At 61.6% G+C, this 24,843-nt stretch carries 25 protein-coding genes; 8 read left to right on the top strand and 17 right to left on the bottom strand.

Going from position 1 to position 24,843, the window contains the following annotated elements; all coding sequences use genetic code 11:
• The first annotated feature begins 328 nt into the window (after positions 1 to 328).
• Both ASB58_RS05750 and ASB58_RS05745 read left to right on the top strand, forming a co-directional pair.
• On the top strand, positions 329 to 1,093 hold the full coding sequence (locus tag ASB58_RS05750; RefSeq protein ID WP_133065891.1) for a hypothetical protein: 765 nt from the start codon (positions 329 to 331) through the stop codon (positions 1,091 to 1,093).
• A 49-nt stretch (positions 1,094 to 1,142) separates the two neighbouring features.
• Positions 1,143 to 1,808: a glutathione S-transferase family protein gene (locus ASB58_RS05745; RefSeq protein WP_118129636.1), complete on the top strand. Its 666-nt coding sequence runs from the start codon at positions 1,143 to 1,145 to the stop codon at positions 1,806 to 1,808.
• A 44-nt stretch (positions 1,809 to 1,852) separates the two neighbouring features.
• Here ASB58_RS05745 and ASB58_RS05740 read toward each other — a convergent pair whose 3' ends face one another.
• On the bottom strand, positions 1,853 to 2,740 hold the full coding sequence (locus tag ASB58_RS05740) for an ATP-binding protein (protein ID WP_407920660.1): 888 nt from the start codon (positions 2,738 to 2,740) through the stop codon (positions 1,853 to 1,855).
• A gap of 195 nt (positions 2,741 to 2,935) precedes the next feature.
• On the opposite strand from ASB58_RS05740, the gene ASB58_RS05735 reads away from it, so the two are divergent.
• The gene (locus ASB58_RS05735) at positions 2,936 to 5,296 is read left to right on the top strand and encodes a hybrid sensor histidine kinase/response regulator (RefSeq protein WP_118129635.1); all 2,361 of its coding nucleotides are present in this window, start codon (positions 2,936 to 2,938) and stop codon (positions 5,294 to 5,296) included.
• Between the two features lie 12 nt (positions 5,297 to 5,308).
• On the opposite strand, the gene ASB58_RS05730 is transcribed toward ASB58_RS05735, so the two are convergent.
• From ASB58_RS05730 to msrB, 3 genes are all read right to left on the bottom strand, one after another.
• A complete protein-coding gene (locus ASB58_RS05730) occupies positions 5,309 to 5,779 on the bottom strand; it encodes a MarR family winged helix-turn-helix transcriptional regulator (protein ID WP_235827224.1) in 471 nt (156 codons plus the stop codon).
• Entirely contained in the window at positions 5,776 to 6,258 is a 483-nt protein-coding gene (locus tag ASB58_RS05725) for a glutathione peroxidase (RefSeq protein WP_118129634.1), read from the bottom strand. Before ASB58_RS05725 ends, ASB58_RS05730 begins: the two co-directional genes overlap by 4 nt.
• 77 nt (positions 6,259 to 6,335) lie before the next feature.
• Positions 6,336 to 6,737, bottom strand: a complete 402-nt coding sequence (gene msrB / locus ASB58_RS05720; RefSeq protein ID WP_096004798.1) for a peptide-methionine (R)-S-oxide reductase MsrB — start codon at positions 6,735 to 6,737, stop codon at positions 6,336 to 6,338.
• 138 nt (positions 6,738 to 6,875) lie between these two features.
• Here msrB and ASB58_RS05715 point away from each other — a divergent pair, with 138 nt between their 5' ends.
• From ASB58_RS05715 to ASB58_RS05700, 4 genes are all read left to right on the top strand, one after another.
• Positions 6,876 to 8,087, top strand: coding sequence for a pyridoxal phosphate-dependent aminotransferase (locus tag ASB58_RS05715; RefSeq protein WP_083727479.1), 1,212 nt, complete (start codon positions 6,876 to 6,878; stop codon positions 8,085 to 8,087).
• A 22-nt stretch (positions 8,088 to 8,109) separates the two neighbouring features.
• Positions 8,110 to 8,532 carry a hypothetical protein gene (locus tag ASB58_RS05710; RefSeq protein ID WP_118129633.1) on the top strand — a complete coding sequence of 141 codons (423 nt, stop codon included), beginning with the start codon at positions 8,110 to 8,112 and terminating at the stop codon, positions 8,530 to 8,532.
• Between the two features lie 152 nt (positions 8,533 to 8,684).
• The gene (gene htpX, locus ASB58_RS05705; protein WP_096004796.1) at positions 8,685 to 9,578 is read left to right on the top strand and encodes a protease HtpX; all 894 of its coding nucleotides are present in this window, start codon (positions 8,685 to 8,687) and stop codon (positions 9,576 to 9,578) included.
• A gap of 224 nt (positions 9,579 to 9,802) precedes the next feature.
• Positions 9,803 to 11,125: a sensor domain-containing diguanylate cyclase gene (locus ASB58_RS05700; protein WP_118129632.1), complete on the top strand. Its 1,323-nt coding sequence runs from the start codon at positions 9,803 to 9,805 to the stop codon at positions 11,123 to 11,125.
• 13 nt (positions 11,126 to 11,138) lie between these two features.
• Here the strand turns inward: ASB58_RS05700 and ASB58_RS20000 are convergent, their stop codons facing one another.
• The 6 genes from ASB58_RS20000 to ASB58_RS05675 form a co-directional block, all read right to left on the bottom strand.
• Positions 11,139 to 11,315 carry a DUF6559 family protein gene (locus tag ASB58_RS20000; protein WP_181977868.1) on the bottom strand — a complete coding sequence of 59 codons (177 nt, stop codon included), beginning with the start codon at positions 11,313 to 11,315 and terminating at the stop codon, positions 11,139 to 11,141.
• A gap of 9 nt (positions 11,316 to 11,324) precedes the next feature.
• Positions 11,325 to 11,783, bottom strand: coding sequence for a phosphate-starvation-inducible PsiE family protein (locus tag ASB58_RS05695; RefSeq protein ID WP_202974590.1), 459 nt, complete (start codon positions 11,781 to 11,783; stop codon positions 11,325 to 11,327).
• Between the two features lie 462 nt (positions 11,784 to 12,245).
• Positions 12,246 to 13,007, bottom strand: coding sequence for an SDR family oxidoreductase (locus ASB58_RS05690; protein ID WP_096004791.1), 762 nt, complete (start codon positions 13,005 to 13,007; stop codon positions 12,246 to 12,248).
• A 110-nt stretch (positions 13,008 to 13,117) separates the two neighbouring features.
• On the bottom strand, positions 13,118 to 14,224 hold the full coding sequence (gene mnmH / locus ASB58_RS05685; protein WP_118129631.1) for a tRNA 2-selenouridine(34) synthase MnmH: 1,107 nt from the start codon (positions 14,222 to 14,224) through the stop codon (positions 13,118 to 13,120).
• Entirely contained in the window at positions 14,224 to 15,261 is a 1,038-nt protein-coding gene (gene selD / locus ASB58_RS05680) for a selenide, water dikinase SelD (RefSeq protein ID WP_118129630.1), read from the bottom strand. Before selD ends, mnmH begins: the two co-directional genes overlap by 1 nt.
• A gap of 57 nt (positions 15,262 to 15,318) precedes the next feature.
• The gene (locus tag ASB58_RS05675; RefSeq protein WP_118129629.1) at positions 15,319 to 16,308 is read right to left on the bottom strand and encodes a patatin-like phospholipase family protein; all 990 of its coding nucleotides are present in this window, start codon (positions 16,306 to 16,308) and stop codon (positions 15,319 to 15,321) included.
• A 98-nt stretch (positions 16,309 to 16,406) separates the two neighbouring features.
• Here ASB58_RS05675 and ASB58_RS05670 point away from each other — a divergent pair, with 98 nt between their 5' ends.
• Positions 16,407 to 18,812 (top strand): penicillin acylase family protein, encoded by a 2,406-nt coding sequence (locus ASB58_RS05670; RefSeq protein WP_118129628.1) that lies wholly within the window; start codon positions 16,407 to 16,409, stop codon positions 18,810 to 18,812.
• Here the strand turns inward: ASB58_RS05670 and ASB58_RS05665 are convergent.
• From ASB58_RS05665 to ASB58_RS05635, 7 genes are all read right to left on the bottom strand, one after another.
• A complete protein-coding gene (locus ASB58_RS05665) occupies positions 18,809 to 19,627 on the bottom strand; it encodes a DUF4892 domain-containing protein (RefSeq protein WP_118129627.1) in 819 nt (272 codons plus the stop codon). The genes ASB58_RS05670 and ASB58_RS05665 overlap by 4 nt on opposite strands.
• Before the next feature lie 91 nt (positions 19,628 to 19,718).
• Positions 19,719 to 20,582: an alpha/beta hydrolase gene (locus ASB58_RS05660; protein WP_096004785.1), complete on the bottom strand. Its 864-nt coding sequence runs from the start codon at positions 20,580 to 20,582 to the stop codon at positions 19,719 to 19,721.
• A 119-nt stretch (positions 20,583 to 20,701) separates the two neighbouring features.
• On the bottom strand, positions 20,702 to 21,133 hold the full coding sequence (locus ASB58_RS05655) for a hotdog fold thioesterase (RefSeq protein ID WP_118129626.1): 432 nt from the start codon (positions 21,131 to 21,133) through the stop codon (positions 20,702 to 20,704).
• On the bottom strand, positions 21,130 to 22,794 hold the full coding sequence (locus ASB58_RS05650) for an AMP-binding protein (RefSeq protein ID WP_118129625.1): 1,665 nt from the start codon (positions 22,792 to 22,794) through the stop codon (positions 21,130 to 21,132). Before ASB58_RS05650 ends, ASB58_RS05655 begins: the two co-directional genes overlap by 4 nt.
• A 145-nt stretch (positions 22,795 to 22,939) precedes the next feature.
• Entirely contained in the window at positions 22,940 to 23,410 is a 471-nt protein-coding gene (sixA, locus tag ASB58_RS05645; RefSeq protein ID WP_118129624.1) for a phosphohistidine phosphatase SixA, read from the bottom strand.
• Positions 23,407 to 23,721: a DUF4389 domain-containing protein gene (locus ASB58_RS05640; RefSeq protein ID WP_096004781.1), complete on the bottom strand. Its 315-nt coding sequence runs from the start codon at positions 23,719 to 23,721 to the stop codon at positions 23,407 to 23,409. The genes sixA and ASB58_RS05640 overlap by 4 nt, the downstream gene beginning before the upstream one ends.
• Positions 23,722 to 23,730: 9 nt before the next feature.
• A complete protein-coding gene (locus ASB58_RS05635; protein ID WP_118129623.1) occupies positions 23,731 to 24,771 on the bottom strand; it encodes an NAD(P)H-dependent glycerol-3-phosphate dehydrogenase in 1,041 nt (346 codons plus the stop codon).
• Between the last annotated feature and the right edge of the window lie 72 nt (positions 24,772 to 24,843).

The raw sequence follows: 24,843 nt of genomic DNA, 5'->3' as shown, positions 1-24,843 counted from the left end.
ACCGAGGCATTACCTTGGCTGGCTTACCGCGAATTGTTCGCTGCAAGCGGCGCGAATTTTATGTGGCGACCGACAACCCGTCAACCCCAAGCTGATATTTTTTCAGGTTTTTTTCGCATTTCTTAATGATGCCGGCAATAGCCCACATGCCGTCGTCCCGCGCCAGCTGCGGCGCCCACGGTGCTAGCTGATTTACTGACGTCAGAAAATAACTTGTCCCACGTACTCGTCTCGGCCATGATGCTAAAGTGATAGCCATCAATTCGGGCTGACTCTCTGGCGCCCGGACCTGATGCAAGGCCCCAATAAATAAGATGAGAGACATCCCGTGTCCCCACTACTAATAGGCGGTTTGCTGGCTGGCGGTTTGATCATTCTGGTGTGCATTGGCTTTATCAGCCACAGCCTGGAGCGCAATCGGCTGGAAAAGGCGCGACAAACCGCCGAATTGAATGCGCGTATCAAAGTCTGCCGGCAGGCCACTGGCGCCCTGCCCGGCCAGTTTTTACCTGCTGAGCTGGGTACGCTCATGCTGCAAATAGAAATCAGCCTGCTGGAGCGCCTGCAGCGCATTGGCAAATCTCAAGACGTGCAACAGCGCCTGGACCAGGCCCGCGCCGCACAGACCGAAGGCAAGGTGCCAAGCAACCCGCCGGTCGAGCTGGATAGCGAGGCGCGCGGCAAGGAAGCGCGCCTGCAGCTGGAGAACCTGTTCAAGCAGCTGCAGCAAGCCGAGCGCGACGGCCTGATCGATAACGCCACGCTGAAACACTGGGGCACTCATGTGCGGCGCTCGCTGATTACCGCCAACCTTGAAACCTTCAACGCCACCGCCAAGCAGGCCATGAGCCAGGGCAAGCCCCGCGTAGCCAAGCTGCAGTATGAGCGCGCCATCGCCTTTATCACCAAGCTCAATAATCCGAGTCTGGCCAAGCACTTGGAGCACTATAAGCAATTGCTCAAACGTGCGGAAGCCGCCGTAATAGCGCAGAATCAGGCCGATGAAGGTCAACCCAGCGAGCTGGATGCAGGGCTGGCCGAAATGGAATCGGCCGATGAACTCTGGCAGAAGAAGGCCGTTTACGACGATTGAGCACCGGCCAGCTGCCGCTGCTCAGCACACCCCAGCTTCGGAACACCGCATGACAGTTACCCTGTATGGCGCAAGCCTCTCGCCCTATGTGCGCAAGGTGCGCATCCTGCTTGCCGAGTTCGGCATCACCTACGAGCACAAATTCATTCCACCGCGCGGGCAGCCCGACTGGTATTACGACATCAGCCCGCTGGGACGGATTCCTGCCCTGACCGACGGCAACCTCAAGCTGGCAGACTCGGCCATCATCGCCCAATACCTGCAAGACACCCGGGGCAACGCCTCACTCTACGGCAGCACGCCGGCCGAAGCGGCGCGGGTGCGCTGGCTGGAGAAGTACGCCGATTATGAGCTGGCACCGCACAGCACCTTTGGCGTGTTCTTTCCGCGCATTGTTGCGCGCAGCGTTGGTGAGAGTGCAGACGAGACGCAAGTGCAGCAGACGCTGCAGAACCACCTGCCGCCTCTATTTGATTATCTGGAGAAAGAGCTTGGCGAGCAGCCCTGGTTTCTCGGCAAGCAGTTCAGCCTGGCCGATATCGCCGTGGGCTGTCAGCTGATCAACCTGGCTCACGCCGGTGAGCTGATTGACGAATATCGCTGGCCCGGCCTGTCGTCGCTATTGAGTCGACTGACTGCACGCAGCAGCGTATCCTCACTGCTGCCGGGCGAGCACGCTCTGGTAGCCAAGCTGACCGGCCGCCTCCAGGCCTGAGCACCGGTTACAGGGCTGCGCTGCCAGCGCAGCGCCAGCGCCAGTCAGGACTCCAGCAGCTGCCGGCCTACCCAGGAGCGTGCAAACTGATAAGCGCAGCGCCCATTGCGGTTGCCGCGCCCGGTAGCCCAGCGCACCGCCTCTAGCTGCAACGCCTCGTCCCATTGCCAGTGCAGCCCGTGCTCGCGGGCCAGCTGACCAAGCCAGTGCTGCACGACGGCCAGGTAGTGATCCTGACTGAACGGATAGAAGGACACCCACAGACCAAAACGGTCGGACAGGGCTATTTTCTCCTCAATCGCCTCGCCCGGGTGGATCTCACCATCGACCTGCTTGGCCGCCAGATTATCGCTGTTATGTTCCGGCAGCAGGTGGCGACGGTTGGAGGTGGCATACAGCAGCAGGTTTTCCGGCGCCGCCTCAACGGTGCCATCAAGCACGGTTTTCAGGGCCTTGTAGCCGCTGTCGTCCGCTTCAAAGGCCAGATCATCGCAGAAGAGGACATAGCGCCAGGGCTGCCCTGCCAACTGAGGCAGCAGTGCCGACAGGTGCACCAGGTCAGCCTTGTCGACCTCGATCAGGCGCATGCCCAGCTCCGCGTACTCGCTCAGCAAGGCGCGCACCAGCGAGGATTTACCTGTGCCGCGAGAGCCCCAAAGCAAGGCGTTATTGGCTGGCAGGCCGCGCACAAACTGTCCGGTGTTGGAACCCAGCAGTGCTTTTTGGCGCTCTACACCAACCAGATCATCCAGGCGCAGCGTCAAGCTGACCTTGAGCGGACGCAGGTGACCTTGCTGTCCATCGACCGTCCAGCGCGCAGCAAAGGTGCTCGACCAGTCGATCGGCTCGACAGGTGCAGGCAAGGTCGCCTCAAAGCGTTCAATAAAAGTGACGACGCGCTGCATGAACTGATCGGTGCTGACACCCGCCATGGGTTTCTCCTCTGGGTAACAAACGTGCAAGAATGCCACGCGGCGCGGGTGACCACCACAGTGCACACCGACACAGACTGTTGCCGGGGCTGCTAAGCTCAAACAGGTGTCACCTCTGTTAGCCTTGCCGCCAGCAAACCGCTGACCGCAAAGGCAGGAGCAGGCGCCACGGCGCCATCATCATCAAGGCCAAAAATGGACATACGCCTTACCAATCGACTGTCATTCAAGCAAGCGCGCCTGAGCGTACTGGTGGCCTTTACCCTAGGCATTCTGCTGGGCCTGGCCCAGGTGGTTGTCGACTACCGTTCCGAGGATGCGTTGATCGACCAGGAGGTCCAGGCACAGATCAACGTCAGCCTGAGCCCCGCCGCGCGCATCGCCTACAACATCGATGCGGAGCTGGCCATGGAGCTGGTCAGCGGCTTGCTTGAAGCCCCGCAGGTGGTGCGGGCAGAAATCATCGACAACAACGGCATCGCGCTGGCCAGCGTCAGCCGGCCAATGGCAACCAGCCGTTATCGCACAGTGAGTGATGCCCTGTTCGGTCGGCGTCGCGACTACTCCCAACCCCTGTACGTCGAGCACGCCCCCAACGAGCTGCTGGGGCACCTGGTGATTGAAGTGGACACTTTTTACCAGGGTGCGAGCTTCCTGCGCCGTGCCGGGCTGACCATGCTGTCGGGCTTCGTCCTCAGCCTGGTGCTGTCGCTGGTGTTGATGGTGCTGTTCTACGCCATGCTGACTAAACCCCTGGTACGCCTGATCAATGACCTGCTGGACATGCGTACCGAGGGCGAACGCAGCCGGCTGCCCTGCCCCGATGGACATGAACGCGATGAGATCGGCGCCCTGGTTGAAGTAATCAACCGCCAGTTGCAAAGCATCGACGTCAACCTGCGGCAGAAGCTGCGCGCGGAGGAGCGCCTGCGCAAGTATCTGGAGGAGCTGGAAAATATCGTCGAAACCCGTACCACCGAGGTCCAGCTGACCAACGCCCAGCTGCGCGAATCCAACCGTGAGCTGGAAGCCTCACGCGAGGCCGCGCTGGATATGGCTCGCGCCCGCTCGGCCTTCCTGGCCAACATGAGTCACGAAATCCGTACCCCCATCAACGGCCTGCTCGGCATGATCGGGCTGACACTGGACAGCCAACTGAACGATGAGCAGCGCCAGCAGCTCTCCATCGCCTACGATTCAGGCAAGGTACTGGTGGCGCTGCTCAACGATATTCTCGACCTGTCCAAGTTTGAGGCGGGCAAGTTGCAGCTTGAGCAGATCCCCTTCGACCTCGGCGCACTGCTGGAGGAGACCGCCAGTCTGCTGTCACAGAACGCAGGCAAACAGGACATCGAGCTTATCTGCGAGATCGACCCGCACGTTCCCGGCTTACTGCTGGGCGATCCGACGCGGATACGACAGATTGTCAGCAACCTGCTGTCCAACGCGCTCAAGTTCACCGAGCACGGTCACGTCGCCCTGCGCCTGAAGCTCAACCAAAGCGATGGCGACATGCGCCGTGTCTGCATCCAGGTCAGCGACACCGGCATTGGCATTCCCGAGCAGGCATTGGGGGACATCTTCTCGCCGTTCACCCAGGCCGACGCGCAGATTTCGCGGCGCTTCGGTGGCACCGGTCTTGGGCTGGCCCTGTGCAAAAGCCTGACCGACGCCATGCATGGCGAGCTGCATGTCAATTCCGAACCCGGTCGTGGCAGCACCTTCAGCGTGTTCCTGCCGCTCCATTGTCATGACGACAGCCCCCGCTACCAACCACCAACCCCGCGCAAGGTCTTGCTATGGAATCGCTACGGCCAAATGCAGGGCCCGGTGCTGGAGCGCCTGTTGCGCAGCTGGAATATGCGCTGCACACCGCTAGACTATGACCCGGCCACCCCTTTGCCCGATGCACCACCCGGCCACGACTTCTGGCTGCTGGACAGCCCGCAACTGGCGCAGCAGCTTGAGCAGGTGCAGCCCAGCACGCCGCGCCTGTTGTTGTGCAGTTACGGCCAGCAGCTGGACAATCAGCGCGCCAGTGCCCTGCATATCCGCCAGCAAGTCGCTACACCGCCACCTCGCAACCGGTTGGCACGGGCAATCGACGCCCTGTTCGAGCAGACACAGCAATACGACAGCAACCAGGGCGCGCAGCCTTTGGGACGCGGTCAACGCCTGCTGCTGGTCGAAGACAATGCGGTCAATCAGATGGTCGCCCGGGGCATGCTCAGCCGCCTGGGATTTGAGGTGGATCTCGCCGAGCACGGTGAGGCGGCGCTGAGCAAGCTCGCCGATCAGGACTACGCCCTGGTGTTGATGGACTGCAACATGCCGATCATGGACGGCTATGAAACCAGCCGGCGCATGCGCGCCGATCCGCGCTGGGAGAACCTGCCCATCATCGCGCTCACCGCCAACGCCCTGCAGGAAGACCGCCAGCGCTGCAAGGATGCCGGTATGGATGACTATCTGGCCAAGCCGTTCAAACGCGAAGACCTGCAGGCGATCCTGCTGCGCTGGTTACCCGGCAGCGGTCAGCAGGACACGACATCCTGAGAGCAGGCAACCCTACTCCCGCATGGCGCCAAGCAATTGATTGAGACCGTCGCGCAGTTCGCGCATCTGCGTTGCGCTCATGCCTGTCTGGCACATCAGCTGGTGCGGCACGCTGGCAGCGGCCTCACGCAAGTCACTGCCCGCCTCGGTCAGGCTCACCTGCAGCTGACGCTCGTCACCGCCACGCACGCGCTCGCGGCGGATGAGCCCCTGACTCTCCAGGCGTTTGAGCAGCGGGGTCAGCGTGCCCGAGTCGAGCTGCAGCCGCTCACCCAGCGCCTTGACGCCCGGATGCTCCGGCGGCTCACGCTGCCACTCCCACAGCACCAGCATCACCAGATACTGCGGATACGTCAGCCCCAACGGCTCCAGCAGCGGACGATAGGTGCGCATCAGGGCGCGTGAGCCGGCATACAGGGCAAAACACAGCTGGTTGTCCAGGGCGAGCAGCTGATCGACCTCGCTAGGTGTCGCTGAGCTCACGGCAACAACGCCTCGATGTCGGCACGCAGCTCTTCGGGCTTGGTAGTAGGCGCGTAGCGCTTGATAACGCGCCCCTGTCCGTCAACCAGGAACTTGGTGAAGTTCCATTTGATCCCCTTGCTGCCCAACACACCCGGCGCCTGCTGCTTGAGCTCGACAAACAGCGGATGCGCGTTAGCGCCATTGACATCGACCTTTTTGAACAACGGGAAGCTGACGCCATAGTTCAGCTCGCAAAACTCGCTGATCTCGCCGCTGTCGCCCGGCTCCTGGGCACCAAACTGGTTGCATGGAAACCCCGCCACCCGCAGGCCGCGCTCGCCGTACTCCTGCCACAGCGCCTCCAGTCCCTTGTACTGTGGCGTAAAGCCACATTTGCTGGCGGTGTTGACCACCAGATAGGCCTTGCCCTCCAACGCGCCGAGCGAGGAATCACGGTTGTCGATGGTAGTACAGGGGATATCCAGCAAGGTGCTCATAACGCCTCCTTCAGGCGAACGGGTAATGACGCAAGGCTAGCAGCGCAAATATTTATGTCAATAAAATTGCGTGCAACCTATACGACCTCCCGCGGCTCCAGACGCAAGCAAACCGAATTGATGCAGTAGCGCAGCCCCGTCGGCGGCGGGCCGTCGGGAAACACATGCCCCAGATGGGCATCGCAGCGCGCACAGGTCACCTCGGTGCGATGCATTCCGTGACTGAAATCCTCATGCTCCTCTACCAGTTCCGGGCGGATCGGCTGGTAATAGCTGGGCCAGCCGCAGCCAGCATCAAACTGGGTCTCGGTATCGAACAACGGCGCGTCACAACACACGCAGTGGTACACACCGGGGGTAGTGTTGCGATAGTAGGCGCCGGTAAAGGGGCGCTCGGTGCCCCGCAGACGGCAGACCTGAAACTGGGTGTCGTCGAGTTGCTCTCGCCACTCGGCTTCGCTCTTGTTGATCTTGTTCATGATTTAACTCCGGATAAGCCCATTAGGACGTTCACAGTCGCCCGCGCTCAACGTATGATGGGCGTTTACTACCCGCTCTGGGAAGCCTTCGCCTGCTTCCCGACACCCTACTCAGCTCGGATCGACAAGGTAAGCACCATGCAGGTTAGCAAGTCCAACAAACTGGCCAATGTCTGTTACGACATCCGCGGACCCGTTCTGCGGCACGCCAAGCGCCTTGAGGAAGAAGGCCACCGCATTCTCAAGTTGAACATCGGCAACCCTGCACCCTTTGGATTCGAGGCGCCGGAAGAAATTCTCCAGGACGTCATCCTCAACCTGCCGACCGCCCAGGGCTACAGCGATTCACGCGGCCTCTTCTCTGCCCGCAAGGCGGTCATGCACTACACCCAGACCAAGAACATTCCGGGCGTGGGCATTGACGACATCTACCTGGGCAACGGCGTCTCCGAGCTGATCGTGATGTCCATGCAGGGTCTGCTCAACAACGGCGACGAGGTGCTGATCCCGGCACCCGACTATCCGTTGTGGACCGCCTCGGTGAGCCTGTCTGGCGGCAAGCCCGTGCACTACCTGTGCGACGAGCAGTCAGACTGGTATCCGGATATCGAAGACATCCGCAGCAAGATCACCCCCAACACCCGGGCCATGGTGGTCATCAACCCGAACAACCCGACCGGCGCCGTGTATCCGCGCGCAGTACTGGAGCAGCTGGCCCAGGTCGCCCGTGAGCACAACCTGATCCTGTTTGCCGACGAGATCTACGACAAGATCCTGTACGACGGTGCCGTGCACGAGTCGCTGGCCGCGGTTGCTCCAGACGTACTCTGCCTGACCTTCAATGGGCTGTCCAAGTCCTACCGGGTCGCCGGCTTCCGTTCTGGCTGGATGGTCATCAGCGGGCCCAAGCACCACGCCACCAGTTATCTTGAAGGCTTGGAAATCCTCGCCTCCATGCGCCTGTGTGCCAATGTGCCCTCGCAGCACGCGATCCAGACCGCGCTGGGCGGCTACCAGAGCATCAACGATCTGATCCTGCCCGGCGGCCGTCTGCTGGAACAGCGTGATACCGCCTGGGAGATGCTCAACGATATTCCCGGCGTCAGCTGCACCAAGCCCAAAGGGGCGCTGTACCTGTTCCCGCGACTCGATCCCAAGGTCTACCCGATCCACAACGACGAGAAGATGGTGCTCGACCTGTTGCTGCAGGAGAAGATCCTGATCGTCCAGGGCACTGCGTTCAACTGGCCCTGGCCTGACCATTTCCGTATTGTCTCCCTGCCGCGCAAGGACGACCTGGAAATGGCCATCGGTCGTATCGCCAACTTCCTCAAGACCTACCGGCAGTAAAGGTAGCGCTGATCAATGTCACATGGCTGATCTGCATATCGAAGACTTCCACCAGGATGTAGCACGCATCCTGGTGGCGCTGTACAACCGCTTCCCGCAACCCGCCTGCCTGTTCGTCATCGACCTGATCGGCGAGCACGAGCCAGACCCCTTTGGGGTGCCGGCGCCCCGCCACACGGCCTGCTTTTCAGCCATGCTCTGGCTCGCCCAGGAAGGCTTTTTGCGATACACCGACACCATTCGCCAGGACGCCATCGATCAGGCCTGTCTGACCGAACGCGGCTTCACCCTGCTCTCGGCCCCCGACCCCGAACGACTGCAAGCCACACTGCCTGCCAGCGTTGCCCGCCAGCAGGCCACCCTGGCCCAGCGTCTGCGCGATGCGCTGCGCAGCGGCGCCAGCAACGAGATCTTTGAAGCCGTGCAACAGTGTTTCCGCCGCTGAACCGCGGAACCGGGGCACGACACGTTTTGTCATAGAGTCGCCGTTGAAAGCCGCCGGCTTTCGCCCAATATAAGCTCCAAGACGCGGCCGCCCGATGCCGGGCCAGAGCCGCTAGCACCCGCGTGATTACACTTGATAGGAATACCCTGAAGATGATGCGAATTCTGTTGTTTCTGGCCACCAACCTCGCGGTTATTCTGGTTGCCAGCATCACCCTGAGCCTGCTGGGCGTCGGCAGCGTGCACGACGGTCAGGGCGGCATGAACCTGCAGTCGCTGCTGATCTTCTGCGCCGTGTTCGGCTTTGCCGGCTCCTTTGTGTCACTGTTCATGTCCAAGTGGATGGCCAAACGCAGCACTGGCGCCCGCGTGATCGAGCAGCCGCAAACCCAACAGGAACGCTGGCTGCTGAGCACGGTTGAAGAACTGGCCAGAACCGCCGGCATCGGCATGCCGGAAGTGGCCATCTTCCCTTCCCGCGCACCCAACGCCTTCGCCACCGGCTGGAACAAGAACGCCTCGCTGGTTGCCGTGTCCGAAGGCATGCTGCAGCGTTTCAGCCCGGCCGAGGTGAAGGCCGTCATGGCCCATGAGATTGGTCACGTGGCTAACGGCGACATGGTCACCCTGTCGCTGATCCAGGGCGTGGTAAACACCTTCGTCATGTTCTTCGCCCGCATCATTGGCAACTTTGTCGATCGCGCCGTGTTCAAGAACGAGGGCGACGGCCCGGGTATCGGCTACTTCATCGCCACTATCTTTGCCGAACTGGTACTGGGTATTCTGGCGAGCATTATCGTCATGTGGTTCTCCCGCCAGCGCGAATTCCGTGCAGACGCCGCCGGCGCCCAACTGGCTGGTGCCGGCGCGATGATTGCAGCGCTGGAACACTTGAAGGCAGAGCAAGGTATTCCGGTGGAGATGCCGGGCGAAATGACCGCCTTCGGTATCAACGGCGGCCTGAAGAACGGCCTGGCCGGCCTGCTGATGAGCCACCCACCGCTCGACCAGCGTATCGCCGCCCTGCGAGCCGGCAACTACCGCTAAGCGGCTGCAAGCTGCAAGCTGCAAGCTGCAAGCCAAGCGTAAAAAACAGAACGGGATCAGGTAACAACCTGATCCCGTTTTTTATTGCCAGCACGATAGCCAAAGCCCCCTCGGGATGCCAAGACGATGGCATTTGTGGCTATACTGGCCACGGCTTGCCGCAGGACGGACCGGAGTATGGCTCGCCGCCCCCTCCTAATCCGTTTGAACGAGATAGCCGCACCATGATGACCTTGAGGACCAAGGTATTATCAGCGTTATTGCTCAGCAGTCTCGGCGCCATCCTCGTGATCGCGCTAATCACGCCGCCGCTACTGGAGTACCGCTTTGTCGGCCAGGCCAGTGCGACCCACTTTGGCCACTTCACGCGGCTGATCCAACGCTATCAGAACTTGCCCGATGCCTTGCCCTGGGGCACGCGCGCAGCGGCCCTAGATTTCTATCAGCGTATTGTGACGCTTGACCGCAGGCGCCATGAACAAAGAGCGCTCGAGCAGCGCCCACCCAGACGGCCGCCACGCGGCATGCCTCCGGCAGGCAACCCACCCCGCCCAGGCGGCAGCTCGCCTTTCGAGTCTACCGATATGCGGTTTGTGCTGGCCGACACCCAGGGCTACGTTATCCACCCCTTCTACGACTATCAGGCCGGTCAGCAACTCAGCCTGTTCGAGCGCTGGCGAGCCGCTCCCCTGACATTCAATGGCGAACTCGTCGGTTATGCCCTGGCAACTGGCGAGGCACCACAGACACCGCTCGACGACAGTTATCGCACCCTGCTTTACCAAAGCCTGGCGGTCGCCGGGGCCATTGCCCTGCTGCTGTCGTTGCTGGTTGCCGCCCTGCTGACGCGCCCCATGTTGCGTCAGCTACGTCAACTGAGCCGCGCGGTAAATGAGCTGGAACCTGGCCAGCCGTTCACACCCGTCGTCGTCAGCGGCACCGACGAAATCGCCACCCTGGCCAAGGCCTTCAACCGTATGAGTGGCGAACTCACGGACAAATATCGGGCCCTGCAGGCGTCCAACGAAACCATTGTCCGCCAGGCCAAATCACTTGAAAGGCTCAGCTATACCGACGAGCTCACCGGCCTGCATAACCGTCGCTACTTCAACGAACAGTTCGCCCACTGGTTTGAGATATGCACTCAACGCCAGCGCGCGTTAGCGCTGGTGATCGTCGACGTGGATCACTTCAAGCGCATCAACGATGGTTTCTCACACCAGGTCGGCGATCTGGTGCTGCAACAGATTGCGCATCTCATGCGCCAGTCGGTACGCACGCAAGACATCCTGGCACGTTTCGGCGGAGAAGAGCTGATACTGCTGATGCCCGACGCCAGCGTGCAAACCGCCAAGGAGATTGCCGAGCGCATGCGCCTGCAAATAGAGCAGCATCCCTGGCAGCAGATTGCCGAAGGCCTGCGAGTCACCGCCAGCTTCGGCATCACCGGCCTGCAACACTCCCAGCACGACATGCTCAAACGCGCAGACGAACAGCTCTACCGCGCCAAGGACAACGGGCGTAACAGCGTTTGCACTGAGGCGTAGCGCCCCCCCGCCGCTAGCGACTGGTGCGCCCGTAGTGGCTGGCCATCCAGTCCGATGCAGGTCCACCCCACCAGCCAGCCGAGCACCGGGTCGCGAGCACGTTATCTCCCCCAAAGGCGGTATTGCCGGCGAACAGCGGCGCCGCCATCTCCGCACGCAGGCTGTCCAGGCAGTGCTGATCCAGCTGCAATCGCTCAACCTATCCGGTTCGATGCTGTGCATGCAGCATGTAGCAATAGGTTACTCCCAAGGCAAGCACGACGGCGCCCAGGGAGAACACTTCCAGGGCTTCGATTTTCTCGAAGTCCAGCACGATGATCTTTCGCGCCACCGCCATCAGGGCAGTGGCTACAACCAGCTTGACCGGCAACTCGTAACTGCTCAGGTAGATACGGATATTGACGAAAATCTCGATCGCCACCAGCACTGCCAGAAAGGCAGCAAAGGTTTCAAAGATGTCACTGATATCCAGCAGATACATGGGCTCGGAGGTCAGGCGCTGATACAGCACATAGACCACGTCGGCGATGCCGAAAAAGATCACCAGCACCATCAGGATGGCCAGCAATTTAACAGCAAAGCGAATGGCAAAATGACTGGCACGAATAATCGGGTCCGGATCATCCAGCGGCAACTCGTCATGGGGTTCTTTTTTCACGTCTGATCTCCTTCCAACCGCTGTTCGGCCTCCCATGATCAGCCACGTGCAAGGCCGAGGCAAGCGGCACAGACACCGCAACTAAGGCCAGGTCAGGCAACTGACCTAGTCAAAAGGGTTTTCTCCCGTTGTACCCTGAAATGCAATTCGCGCGCTGTCAGCCACTGCTGGTCGATATCAGACTCGTCACCGTTCAGCAGCCGCTACCCCACATCAGCTGCCAGTGCCGATGCGGCGAAAAGATCTGGGTGTATTCCAGGCTCTGGCTGGTTGCTCGCGCCACACCAACGACCAGCGTCACGCCTGGTCATGTCACGCAACCAAGGCAAAGGATGCGTGCTGCCAACGTCAGCATGGTAGAGCGTGGTCAGAGCGCCGAGCACAGGGAACGCAGTTGCGACCCGGCGAGGCCAGGAGGGAGAACAAAGGATAGGCGCCGCGCGGTCGCGGCACCTAGCTCACTCAAATGCAGGTGCTGCCGCCGTCCACGGGCAAGGCGATGCCGGTGGTGAAGGACGCCCCCTCGGAGCACAGATAAAGTACAGCGGCGGCAATTTCTTCAGCACGGCCTACACGACCAATCGGGTGCATGGCTGCTGCCGCGTCGGCCTTGCGCGGCTCAATGGCGACGGCGCGACGGAACATCTCGGTATCAATCACCGCCGGACAGACCGCGTTAACTCGCACACCCTGCTTGGCGTACTCCACTGCCGCCGAGCGGGTCAGACCCAATACCGCGTGCTTGCTGGCGGCATAAATGCTCATTTTCGGCGCAGCGCCCAGCGCAGCAACCGAAGCGGTGTTGACGATAGAGCCGCCACCGTTCTTGAGCATCAGCGGCAGCTCGAAGCGCATGCACTGCCAGACGCCTTTGACATTCACGTCCATGATGCGGTCAAACACGGCCTCGTCGCCGTCCGCCAGCTTGCCCAGCTCGACCTCAATACCGGCGTTGTTGAAGGCGCAATCCAGGCGACCGAATTCCGCATCGATGCGCTCGATCAGGCCTTTGACCTCAGCCGAATCCGCCACGTTGCAGGCAATGAATACCGCATCCCCGCCCGCTGCGCGGATGGCTTCAGCCACCGCTTCACCAGCAGACACATCAATGTCAGAGAGCACAACCTGCGCCCCCGCAGCGGCAAATGCTTCAGCCGTTGCCTTGCCGATGCCTGCGGCCGCACCGGTGATCAGTGCTACCTTGCCGGAAAACTCACTACTCATGCGTCTGTACTCCTGTCATTGACCGCGTTGGCGGGCGTGTCTTTTTCAGGATATTAGCGCGGCAGCAGTCATGACTCGACCAAGTTAAACCGTGTTGTTCACGCGTTATGTCATTCGTTGATACAGTGTTCTCGCAGCCACTCGATAACAGCCTGCTGTTCGCCACTGAACACCACTCGAGGGTGCTTGCTCTCGCGTTGGTACACGTACATCGGATCGTAGTAATGGGTCAGCAGGCCTTCAATCCAGCGGCGGTGCGCCTGCACATCACCACTGCGCTGCTGAATCTCCAGCGCCTCACGCATCAGCCCATCCAGCTGCTGATGACGCTCGCCACCCAACCGCTTGTAAATGCGTTGCAAGCTGCCGAGCAGATAGTCGGCAAAGGCACTGAAACCGGCGTCAGCGTCGTCTGGATGCAGCGCCGCGTACTCAGCCTGCATGTTGATGACGTAGTCGCCCAGAATGCGCGTAACACGGTTGTCGAAGCTGTCTTCCAGCCAGACCAGCGGCGCCTCCTGCATGACACGGTAGAGCGTCAGCGGCACCGAGCAGCTACCGACGATACGTCCCTCGTCCTCGAGCACCAGGCGGTTATAACCGGCAGCCCTCACCTTCAGCGCTGCAATGGCCAGCCGGTTCTCAAAGTCGATCTGTCCCGGCTGGGGCGTGGCGTGACGACCAAAGCTGGAGCCACGGTGATGCGCATGGCCCTCCAGATCCAGGCTGTTGTCCAGTGCGCTGATCACCTCGGTTTTACCAGTGCCAGTCATGCCGGCCACCAGCACCGGGTTGCACTCCAGCGCCGCCGCATCCAGGGTATCGATCAGAAAACGCCGCATGGCCTTGTAGCCACCGATTACCCGCGGATACTGCACACCAGCCTCGCTCAGCCATTGCTGCACCAATTGCGAGCGCAGGCCACCACGAAAACAGTACAGATAACCCTCGGGCGCCGCCTGGACCTGAGCCAGCCAGGCGTCGATGCGCGCGGCCTTGAGCTTGCCGCGCACCAGCTGATGACCCAGCGCGATCGCGGCAGCCTGGCCTTGCTGCTTGTACCGGGTACCGACCTTCTGCCGTTCGCTGTCATTCATCAGGGGCAGATTGACTGCCTGGGGAAAGGCTCCCTTGGCAAACTCGACAGGCGCGCGCACGTCCATCAGCGGCACATTCTGCAAAAACAGCTGACGAAAGTCCTCGGTGTTGTCGCGCATCAAAGCACCTCGACCCAGGGCCCACCGCACTGCTCGACCAGTTCTCCGATACAGCCCAGCGTCAGACCCAGTTCACCGGCCAGCGCCAAAAACGCTTCTACCGCCTCCGGCGCCACTGCCACCAGCAGCCCACCGCTGGTTTGCGGATCGCACAGCAGGTGCTTTTGCGCGTCGCTCAGTGCACCGATCTTGTGCCCGTAGCTATCAAAATTGCGCAACGTGCCACCCGGCACACATCCCTGTTCCAGGTAGTAGTCGACTGCAGGCAAGCGCGGCACCTGCGCACTGTTCAGGCGCGCCTGCAGGCCAGCACCTTCGGCCATTTCGGTCAGATGCCCGAGCAGGCCAAAGCCGGTCACATCGGTCATCGCCTGAACACCGTCGAGGGCAGCAAAACGTTGACCCGGACGATTGAGCTGACACATCAGGTCCCGCGCGACGCCAGCGTCCTCGGGGCGCAGCTTCTTCTGCTTTTCGGCGGTGGTAAGGATACCGATGCCCAGTGGCTTGGTCAGAAACAGCTGGGCGCCAGCCAAGGCTTGATCATTGCGCTTGAGCTGGCGTTTCAACACATGGCCGGTCACTGCCAGTCCGAAAATAGGCTCAGGGGCGTCAATCGAATGCCCCCCGGCCAGCGGCATGCCTGCCTCGGTGCACACCTGCCGCGCCCCAGCCAGCACCTCGCCAGCCACCGCGGCAGGCAGCAGGTTGACCGGCCAGCCGAGAATCGCAATGGCCATCAGCGGCGTGCCGCCCATGGCGTAGATATCGCTGATCGCATTGGTCGCAGCGATGCGGCCAAAGTCGAACGGGTCATCGACAATCGGCATGAAAAAGTCGGTAGTGCTGACAATGCCCTGCTCGTCGTCCAGACCGAATACCGCCGCGTCGTCGCGGCTCGCATTGCCCACCCAGAGCCGCTCAAAGGCCGGGCCAGGCTGGCCGACCGACAGCATCTCGTCGAGCACCCGCGGCGCAATCTTGCAGCCACAACCGGCGCCGTGGCTGTATTCGGTCAAACGTATGGTCTGGGTCATGCTCAGCTCCGCGACAGTTACATGGAAAGGCGGATTCTAGCAGACACCCATCCCAGTTCAGTGCTGGCGACGTTCGAACTGGTCCAGCGTATCACTGGCCACCATCCGGCCCAGCTCGATCAGCTCCGGCGCACGATAGAATTCGAAGAACCGGCACAGACGCTTGGGTACGTTGAACACCACGTCTGGCGGATAGCCAGCAATCTTGTACTGGGTAAGCGACGCCTGCATCGCCTCAAACGACAGGTTGACCAGCTCCAGCATGCTGGCCGGCCCCACCGGTGGCTCGACCTCGACCGGGGCATCCTGATCTTCCTCACGCGAGTGCGGCTCCTCACCGTCCTCCGGCGACAGCGGCAACGCGTGCTGCCCGGCCTGTTCTTCTTCCTCTTCGGCCCGCCGGCCAAGCCAGGAGGGCTTGAGCGCTGCCATCCACTGCTCCCACTGCTGACGGATCGGCGCGGGCCGCTCGATAACAGGCATCTGATAGTGATTGCTTTCGATCGAGTTGAGGTTGACCGCCATGATCAGATCACAATGCGCCGACACCACCGGCACAATCGGCAGCGGATTGAGCAGGCCGCCGTCTACCAGCACACGACTGCCCTGGCGTACCGGGGAAAACAGGCTGGGGATCGCCGCCGAGGCGCGCATGGCCTGATGCAGGCAGCCCGACTGAAACCACACTTCCTGCTGGTTGGTCAGGTCTGTCGCCACGGCGGTAAACGGAATCGCCAGGTCTTCGATGTCGATATCGCCGAGTATCTCGCGGATGCGCCCGAACACCCGCTCGCCGCGAATCGCGCCCAAGGTGCCAAAGCCGATATCCAGCAGACGGATCACATCCAGGTAGTCCAGCCCGGAGACCCATTCGCGGTAATCAGCCAGTCGACCGGCGGCGTGAATGCCGCCTACTACCGCCCCCATGGAGCAGCCGGCGATGCAGGCGATTTCATAGCCTCGGCGTTCGATTTCTTCGATCACGCCTATGTGCGCGTATCCCCTTGCGCCTCCGCTGCCCAGTACCAGAGCGACTCTTCGTGCCATCGTGCTATTACTCCTTCACAAACTCGCGTGTCCCGATTGACGTATACCACCGCGCTGCGCATGATGCCCGGACGTTTTTCCGCTGCACAAGGCCCATCGTGAACGCCCGTCTGAATCGCCCGCTGAAGATTATCCTCTGTGTTGCCCTGTTACTGGCTCTGTGCGCCCTGCTGGTGACGTGGTTTGTGCACACCGCAGAGGCCAAACGCAGCGGCAAACTCCGGCTGGAGGGGCTCATGGCCCCCGTGTCCGTTTACTACGACGCCTGGGGCGTACCCCATATCGACGCCCAGAACGAACACGACGCTTACCTGGCACTGGGCTATGTGCACGCCCAGGACCGGTTGTTTCAGATGGACCTGCTGCGGCGTATTGGCGGCGGGCGGCTGTCGGAGCTGTTTGGCGCCGAGTCCTTCGCCACCGACCGGTTCTTTCGCACTCTGGGTATCAGCCGCTACGCTCGCCAATACGCCGAGCGGTTGCAGCAGCAGGCCGACAGCCCCCACGTGCAGCTGATCCACGCCTATCAGGACGGCATCAACCAATATATTGACCAGGGTGGCCGGCCACTGGAATACCGCCTGCTGATGACCACGCCGGACTACTTCAGTACCCAGGACATCGCCAACACCATGGGCTACATGGCGTACTCCTTTGCCGAAGCATTCAAGACCGACGCCCTGGTCGACACCATTCGCGGCACCCTGAGCGAGCGTCATTACCGTGATCTGGTGCCCAGCTGGCCGGACCAGTTGCCGCCAGTGCGCTCCTCCGGGCAGCCCTATATCGAGCTGCTGACCCCCATGCTGGAGCAGATCAGCCAGGTAGAACAGTCCCTGCCGGTAGGCCAGTTCCTCGGTTCCAACGCCTGGGTCGTGAACGCCGAGCGCAGTGCCAGCGGCGCCCCGCTACTCGCTAACGATCCGCATATCGGCTTTGCCGCGCCAGCAGTCTGGTACGAAGCACACATCCGCACCCCGGACAGCGAAGTCTACGGTCATTTCCTCGCTGGCATCCCGTTTCCGTTGCTGGGGCAGACTCGCCATCACGCCTGGGGCCTGACCATGCTGATGAACGATGACGTGGACTTCTACCGCGAACGCGTCAACCCGGACGACCCGGAGCAGGTCTGGGCAATCGATCGCTGGCAGAAGCTGCGTGTGCATGAAGAGGTCATCAAGATTCGCGGCCAGGAAGATCGCCTGATTCGCACCCGCAGCAGCCGCCACGGCCCTATCGTCAACGATCTGCCCGGCAGCATGGAGCGCGAACCTGTCAGCCTGTTCTGGAGCTTCCTCGACCCGGAGAACGATTCGGCCAGCGCCTTTTACGGATTTACCCGCGCCACCAGCCTCGACGAGTTTCAGGCCGCAGCCGCGCTGCACAGCGCGCCCGGCCTGAATCTGGTGTATGCCGACGTTGATGACAACATCGCCATGTGGGCAATTGGCAAGCTCAAACGCTGGCCACAGAGCAGCAATGGTTTTTCCCTGCTCAACGGCGGTTCAGGCCGGGATGACTTTCTGGGCTATCAACCCTTCGAGACCAACCCGCGCATCATCAACCCCCGCGAGGGTGTGATCTTCTCCACCAACAACCCTTACCCAGAGCGCAACCCGCGCCGCAAGCTGCCAGGCTACTACGCACCAACGGATCGGGCGCAGCGCCTGGAAGTCCTGCTCAACCGTGAAGCGCCCTTCGACCTGTCGGACTTCAAGGCCTTCCAGCTTGACGATCAGCGGCCACTGGCCCTGAGCATGCTCGCCGACGCCATGCCACTACTGGACCCACAGCAGCTGCCGGAGGAGCTCCGCGAGACAGGTACTCAGGCACTCGCTCTGCTCGCCAGCTGGGATGGCCACTACCGACGCGACAGTCAGGCTGCCAGCATTTTCCAGCGCTGGCAGGATGCGCTATCCGAGGCCCTTTTTGCCGATGAGCTAGGCCCACGCTACAGCTACTTCCGCAACACCTTCATGGCCGAGAAAACACTGGCCAGCCTGTATTGGAAGCCCACTTCGCCCTGGTGGGACAATCGCGAGCATCCGAGCCTGGACGGTCGTCAGGCAGCCATCGGTCATGCCTGGAAGAACGCGCTGCAGGGGCTGGTGAAGGATTTGGGTGCAGACCCGCAACAGTGGCAATGGTCACGACTGACCAGCCTGCAACACAAGCATGCACTCAGTGAGCGCCTGCCCTTCGGAGCATTGCTGAGCAGCCAGCCGGTGGCGGTAGATGGCGGCAACGAAACCCTGAACAACATGGTCTTCGACCGCGGTACTGAGCAATATCAGATCAAGGCCGGCCCCTCGACCCGCCGCCTGATCGACCTGTCAGACCTGAACGCCAGCCTGGGTATCAACCCGCTGGGCCAGGCCGGTAACCCGCTGGACGTCCACGCCTGGGATCAGGCGGACATGTTCAACGAAGGGCGCTACCGTGCGCAGTTGTTCGACTGGCTATCGATTCGCGCCCTGCCTGATCAGCTGGAGCTACTACCCTAGCGAATGCGCTGCAACACCACACCTTGGGCCGGCACCGGCTCACCCAGCTGCAGGCGCGACGCGGACACGCCGGCCGCTTTCATGGCATTGACCAGCTGCGGTGCATCGGCCCCGTCAAACTGCACGCGCAGTAATGAGTCCAGACGCATCATCCGTACCAGCAACCGCGTCCAGTCATCCTGAAGCGCCTCGCTGTCCAGCGCCGGCAGCGCCAGGCTATTCTCGCTGCGCAGCACCTTGAGCAAGGTTGACGGCGTTGGGTATAGCGCCTGCTGGACTGCCTGATCCGGCGTCAGCTGGGTCATGTTCAGGTAGCTGCGACGGTTGCCCCGGGTGATGCTGTACAGGGTGATAAAGCGCTGCGGTTCGTTATCCAGGCGCAGCGCCAGGTAGCGCTGGTCTTCGTCTGGCCCGTACAGACGCGCGTTATGCAACACCTGATTGGCCCACAGGCTGCTGCTGCCGCATTCACGACCATCGCAGGCGTACAGCAGCGTATGCGGTTGCGCCAGCAGTTGCCCCAGCACATGACTGAAGGCAGCTTCAGGGGCGTAGCCGTCAAGGACTTCCCAGCTGACCGAAGCCAATTCACCACTGGCACGCACCTCTCGCTCGGCACGCAGCTGGTTGTTGATACGGCGGATACTGCCGATAACCACCGGCTGGTCCGCCTGGGACTGCAGCGTCTGGTCGACGAGCTGTGAATGGGTGAAAGGTTCGACAACCAGTGTCGAGACGGCGTCTTCGGCCTGCAGTACCCCAGCGGACAACAGGCCGGCGAACAGCAGCGGCGCACTTCGTGTTATGGACCCCATGCATCTCCTCAGCGCCCCCACCTGCGGGCGTCATTAAGCGGGCGCTCACGCGCCACTTCAGTTCCGAGGATACCGCGACTGGACCTGTGGGTCAGCTCAGGCTTGTGTAGAAGTCTTTCAGAATCGCCGCCACCTCCGGCGCCTGGGCTTCCAAATGCAGATGGTGGCCGCCGTCGATGCGGTGCACCGTCAGATTATTGAAGGCATCAATACGATCCAGTACGTCCGGATGCTTGTGCATCACACCTTGATTGGCCAGCACCAGGCACGCCGGCGCCGTGATATTTTCGATAAAAGACACGGCGTGGCGCTGAGTGAAGCGCAGTGGTGAGGGCAGCATCAGTTGGGGGTCGGTGCGCCAGGTCCAGCCGCCGTCGTGCGGCATCAATCCGCGCTCGACCAGAAAACCCGCCGCCTCGCGACTGATCGGCGTCGTTCCGCCCAGCACGCGTGCCGACACGGCCTTCTCCGCGCTGTCATAAATCGGTTTACGTTTATTGCCCAACTGCAGGCTGGAGTTGAAGAAACGCGCCATCTGCCGGGGCGCATCATCGGCTTCGGAGGTGAACGGCATCAGCCCGTCAATCATCGCGGCCCCGATGATACGATCCGGCAGACTGCCGGCCAGAATGCCGCTGATAATCGCGCCCATGGAATGCCCGAGCAACGCGAAACGCTCCCAGCCCAGGTCCTCCGCCACCTGCAGTACGCTGGCCGCTTGCTGCCAGAGGCTGTAACCGGTGGCCGGCATATGCCCCGACAGGCCGTGGCCAGGCAAGTCCAGCGCTACCAGGTGAACGCCCTCCAGCGCCGGCGCCACCCGGTCGAAGGTGGCGGCATTGTCGAGCCAGCCGTGCAGTGCAATCACCGGCAAGCCGCCGGGCTCCCCCCAAGCCTTGCCGGCGACTTCAATATGCGGCAGGGAAAAACGTACTTCATGGCTTGTAAGGGGCATGCAGCCTCCGGTTGCTGAGTAGAGAACGGATGCTGCAGGAATCTACTGTCTTGGCACCGTGCGAACAAGCACCTGAGCGGCCGTGAATACAGCCACATACACGAGCGGATCGCCGGCTGTCAGTCCGTATTCAGTGGCACGATGGCCATGGTCAGCCGGGCGATACAGGTGGTCTTGCCCTGCTCATCACGCAGGCGAATGTCCCAGACATGCGTCGTGCGCCCCAGGTGCACCGCCGTTGCCCGGGCGGTGACTCGCCCCGTGCGCACCGCGCGCAGGTGATTGGCGTTCACATCCAGCCCCACGCAGTAATGGGTACGGGTATCAATGCAGGCGTAGGACGCCATGCTGCCCACGCTTTCGGCCAGCACCACCGAGGCGCCGCCATGCAGGATGCCGTAAGGCTGATGAGTGCGCTGATCCACCGGCATACTCGCGCTGATCCAGTCGTCTCCCGCCTCCTCGATACGAATACCCAGTAGCGTGTTGATATGGGGGCCGGGCGCATTCATGGCCTCGATATCCAGGGGGCGATGCCAAATGACACTCATACCTCACTCTCCTCCAAAACAATGCTCTTGCCGCTGACCAGCCAATACTGGAAATGGGCGTGATAGGTCGCCTCCACCACATTGCGGCGCAGCTTCAGCGTTGGCGTGCGAAACCCGCCGGCGATATCCCAGGCGCTTTGCACAATGACCAGGCAACCCAGGCGCTCGGTCTCCGGCAACGTCTGATTGACCGAATCGAACAGCGCCTGCAGACGACCACGGTTGGTCTTGTCGGCTGTCAGCCCGGGGGCCAGCCGGACCAGAGCCAGCGGCTGAGGTAGATCCTGTCCGACCACGCAGGCCTCCTCTATCAACGCGTCGTCCATCAGCCGCTGCTCTATGGGGGCCGGGATGACATAGCGCCCCCGGGAGGTCTTGAAGATGTCGCGCAGGCGTCCGGTCAGACGCAGAAAGCCTTCCTGGTCAATCTCTGCGGCATCCCCAGTGTGCAGAAATCCATCCTCATCCAATACCTCCGCAGTGCGCACCGGGTCCTTGTGGTAACCCAGCATCAGCGTCTTGCTGCGCACCAGCAGCTCCCCCTGCGGTCCCAAACGGCATTCAACGCCTGGGTTCGGCAAACCGATATACCCGGGCCGCTGGCGGCTCGGACGCCCGAGATGAGAGTAGCCGCAGTTCTCGGTCATGCCGTAGGCTTCCACCACTTGCAGGCCAAGGGCGGCGAATCGACGCTGCAACGCCGGGTTCAGGCGTGCGGCACCACTCACGGCATAGCGCACCTGATCCAAGCCTAGATAGGCAAGCGCGCGCCTGCCCTGAAGCGGCCCAAGTACAGGCAGGCTCAGCAGGGTTTGCAGCCAGCGCGCCGGCCAACGCCGATCGCAGACATCCATGCAGTCCTGCCAAACCCTGGGCGAAGCAATAAACAGGGTTGGTCTTGCTCGACGACAATCCTCCAGGAAACTGGCAGCACGCTCGACAAAGAACACCTGCTGACCGCCAAGCAACGAAGTCATCTCGACAAACTGCCGTTCGCCAATATGGCTGAATGACTGACAGGACAACATGCGATCTGACGCAGAAATGGTAAACAGACGCAGGAAATTGCTGGCCGCCAGGTACATGCTGGCAAAGCTCAAGACCACCCCTTTGGGCACACCGGTCGTGCCGGAGGTGTAAATGATGGTAGCAGGCTGATCCGCGACGGGCTGTTGCGGCACCAGCGGCGCCTGTTGCTGCAGCGCGGACCAGGGCACAACCCCTCTCTCCTCCGGCCCCTGCGGCAAGGCCAGGCGCACCACCTCATCAGGCAAACCCGCACGCTGAGCCGGCCAGCCTTCCAGGCGACCAAGAAACACCGCCCGCAGATCAGCGTGACGCGCAACCTGAGAAATAAAGTCGACAGTGAGGCCGGGATGCAGCGGGACAGAGACATGACCGGCCATCCAGATAGCCAGGTCAGCAATGATCCAGTGGGCGCAGTTACGCGCCAGCAGGCCAATACAGCTGCCGGCCGGCAGCTGCAAGCTGTCCAGATAACCAGCGACGCGGCGCGCCTGCTCGCCAACCTCAGCCCACGTCAGACGTTGAACACTGCCGTCAGGCAGCGGTTGAACCAGATAGGTAGTGCTCGGACGCAGGGCCTCCTGACGTAAAAAGGCCTCAAGCGCCGTCGCAGGCTGCGTTGCCAATGCACCCATGCCCTGCTCCGCCGAATCATTATTATTGTTGCGACGGTCGCCTTTGTGAGCGACCCGCCGGTAGGAATTGCCTTCACACTATCCCAGCGGGGAGGCGCCTACAAGGCCGGCGCAGAGCTAACGCGGCCGAGCTCACAGTCGGCGCTCAGTCAGCCAGCTGCGCCGGGCTTTGCAGCAGCTGCAATTGGCCAAGGCCGGCGGCAACCACGTCCATATCTAGACAGGCCAGCCCGGCAGTAGGCATCGGAAAATGCCCTCCCCGGTGCCCCTCACACAACAGACTCAGCAATTGGCTGACCAGCGGCTGGTGACTCACCAGCAGCAATTGCTGCTCGCTGCGTTCGCTCAGATACCGCAGCACATCAGCCGGCGCATCATCGGGGGTCAGCCAGGGCGCGGTGGCAACGCCCCGGGCAAAATTCAGCTGATCAGCTACCAATGACGCGGTCTGTTGCGCTCGCAGATAAGGGCTGGCGAGAATCGCATCAAGAGGCTGCCCGGCAAGTATCTGGCACATGCTGCGCACCTCTTGTTCACCGGCGCCGGTCAACGGCCGCTCGGGATCGGTCGCGGCCTGAGCCGCAGCCTGACCATGGCGCAGAATCCAGAGTCTCATGGCGACTCCTGGTCGCGGGACTGGCGCACCCAGCGCGCGTCACCATTCGGCCACTCGCTGAAGGGCCAGGGCTTTTGCTCACTGCCGCCAGTCAGGTAGCGACCACTCTGCCAGACATACTGCGACAGACTGCTGCCCCAGCGGGCGCAATCGGCATCCGGTTCACCACGGAACAAACGGTAGGCAATCTGGATCAGGGTCAGAACAGCCAGAGCGACCTCAGCTACTTGCCAGGCCAGGGCAAAGAAAACGACATACAGCAACCGCAGCCAAAAGTCGGCGGAGCACAGGTTATTCAAAAACGTGTTCACAGAAACTCCTCAAGACTTGACCGGTGCCGCAGACATGAAGGCGGCAAATTCAACATCATTTTTCTGTTCAGCCGACATCAGTCGGGCAATCACCGCCGGCAGCGGCTTGTGCTCAAAGACGATCGCATGCAGGCCATCGACCAGCGGCATGTAAACGCCCTCTTCAGCCGCCTTCTGCTTGAGTACCCTGAGCGTATTGACGCCCTCGGCGACTTGTCCCAGCCGGGCTACGCCTTGCTCCAGGGTTTCCCCCTTACCCAAGGCATGCCCCACCTGGAAGTTGCGCGACTGAGGCGAGACGCAAGTAACAATCAGGTCGCCGACACCGGCCAGCCCAAGAAACGTCAGCGGATTGGCCCCCATGTGCACGGCAAAGCGGGTCATTTCTGCCAGCGCTCGAGTAATCAGCATGGCCTTGGTGTTCTCGCCCATACCTAGCGCCGAGGCCATACCGGAAATAATGGCGTAGACATTCTTCAACGCGCCCCCCAGTTCTACCCCGTAGCGGTCCTGACTGGCATAGACCCGCAGGTTGGCGCAGCCAAGCACGGCCTGCACATCACGGCACAGCTGCTCATCCTCGCTGGCGACCACAGTCGCAGTCAGCTCTCCTGCGGCAATTTCCTTGGCCAGGTTAGGCCCTGACAGCACGCCTACATGGGCCTCAGGTGCTTCCTGTTCGACAATCTGGCTCATCATCAGAAAGCCCGGCTGCTCGATACCCTTGGTGGTGCTGACAACCTGCTTGCCGGCCAGCTGCGGGCCGATCTGTTGGAGTACGGTACGGAAAGAGCTGGACGGGATCGCCAGAAAGACAATCTCTGCCGTCGCCAGCGCCGCATTCAGGTCGGTGGTTACCTGCAGCCGCTCATCCAGCGCAATGCCGGGCAGGTAACGCGGGTTTTCGTGCTGCTCGCTGATATGCCGGGCCATCTCGGGATCACGCAACCAGAGGGTTACCGGCACAGCCTCAGAGGCCATTAGGTTGGCCAGGGTGGTGCCAAAACTGCCCCCACCCAACACACAGACAGATGCTTTGCGATCGGTCATGCAACATCCTTAGACAGTGAATCTGGCGCCAGTATAAGCCGAGCACGCCGACGGCGCGATTTGCCGCTGGAA

This window comes from Pseudomonas abyssi (assembly GCF_003444685.1).
Lineage (GTDB): Bacteria > Pseudomonadota > Gammaproteobacteria > Pseudomonadales > Pseudomonadaceae > Halopseudomonas > Halopseudomonas abyssi.
This window is presented reverse-complemented; position numbering and strand designations above follow the sequence as displayed.

Coding starts and splice junctions, on each gene's coding strand:
- ASB58_RS05745 (WP_118129636.1), top strand. CDS start 1,143: ATGACAGTTACCCTGTATGGCGCAAGCCTCTCGCCCTATGTGCGCAAG.
- ASB58_RS05740 (WP_407920660.1), bottom strand. CDS start 2,740: ATGGCGGGTGTCAGCACCGATCAGTTCATGCAGCGCGTCGTCACTTTT.
- ASB58_RS05735 (WP_118129635.1), top strand. CDS start 2,936: ATGGACATACGCCTTACCAATCGACTGTCATTCAAGCAAGCGCGCCTG.
- ASB58_RS05725 (WP_118129634.1), bottom strand. CDS start 6,258: ATGAGCACCTTGCTGGATATCCCCTGTACTACCATCGACAACCGTGAT.
- msrB (WP_096004798.1), bottom strand. CDS start 6,737: ATGAACAAGATCAACAAGAGCGAAGCCGAGTGGCGAGAGCAACTCGAC.
- ASB58_RS05715 (WP_083727479.1), top strand. CDS start 6,876: ATGCAGGTTAGCAAGTCCAACAAACTGGCCAATGTCTGTTACGACATC.
- ASB58_RS05710 (WP_118129633.1), top strand. CDS start 8,110: ATGGCTGATCTGCATATCGAAGACTTCCACCAGGATGTAGCACGCATC.
- htpX (WP_096004796.1), top strand. CDS start 8,685: ATGATGCGAATTCTGTTGTTTCTGGCCACCAACCTCGCGGTTATTCTG.
- ASB58_RS05700 (WP_118129632.1), top strand. CDS start 9,803: ATGATGACCTTGAGGACCAAGGTATTATCAGCGTTATTGCTCAGCAGT.
- ASB58_RS05690 (WP_096004791.1), bottom strand. CDS start 13,007: ATGAGTAGTGAGTTTTCCGGCAAGGTAGCACTGATCACCGGTGCGGCC.
- mnmH (WP_118129631.1), bottom strand. CDS start 14,224: ATGCGCGACAACACCGAGGACTTTCGTCAGCTGTTTTTGCAGAATGTG.
- selD (WP_118129630.1), bottom strand. CDS start 15,261: ATGACCCAGACCATACGTTTGACCGAATACAGCCACGGCGCCGGTTGT.
- ASB58_RS05675 (WP_118129629.1), bottom strand. CDS start 16,308: ATGGCACGAAGAGTCGCTCTGGTACTGGGCAGCGGAGGCGCAAGGGGA.
- ASB58_RS05665 (WP_118129627.1), bottom strand. CDS start 19,627: ATGGGGTCCATAACACGAAGTGCGCCGCTGCTGTTCGCCGGCCTGTTG.
- ASB58_RS05660 (WP_096004785.1), bottom strand. CDS start 20,582: ATGCCCCTTACAAGCCATGAAGTACGTTTTTCCCTGCCGCATATTGAA.
- ASB58_RS05655 (WP_118129626.1), bottom strand. CDS start 21,133: ATGAGTGTCATTTGGCATCGCCCCCTGGATATCGAGGCCATGAATGCG.
- ASB58_RS05650 (WP_118129625.1), bottom strand. CDS start 22,794: ATGGGTGCATTGGCAACGCAGCCTGCGACGGCGCTTGAGGCCTTTTTA.
- sixA (WP_118129624.1), bottom strand. CDS start 23,410: ATGAGACTCTGGATTCTGCGCCATGGTCAGGCTGCGGCTCAGGCCGCG.
- ASB58_RS05635 (WP_118129623.1), bottom strand. CDS start 24,771: ATGACCGATCGCAAAGCATCTGTCTGTGTGTTGGGTGGGGGCAGTTTT.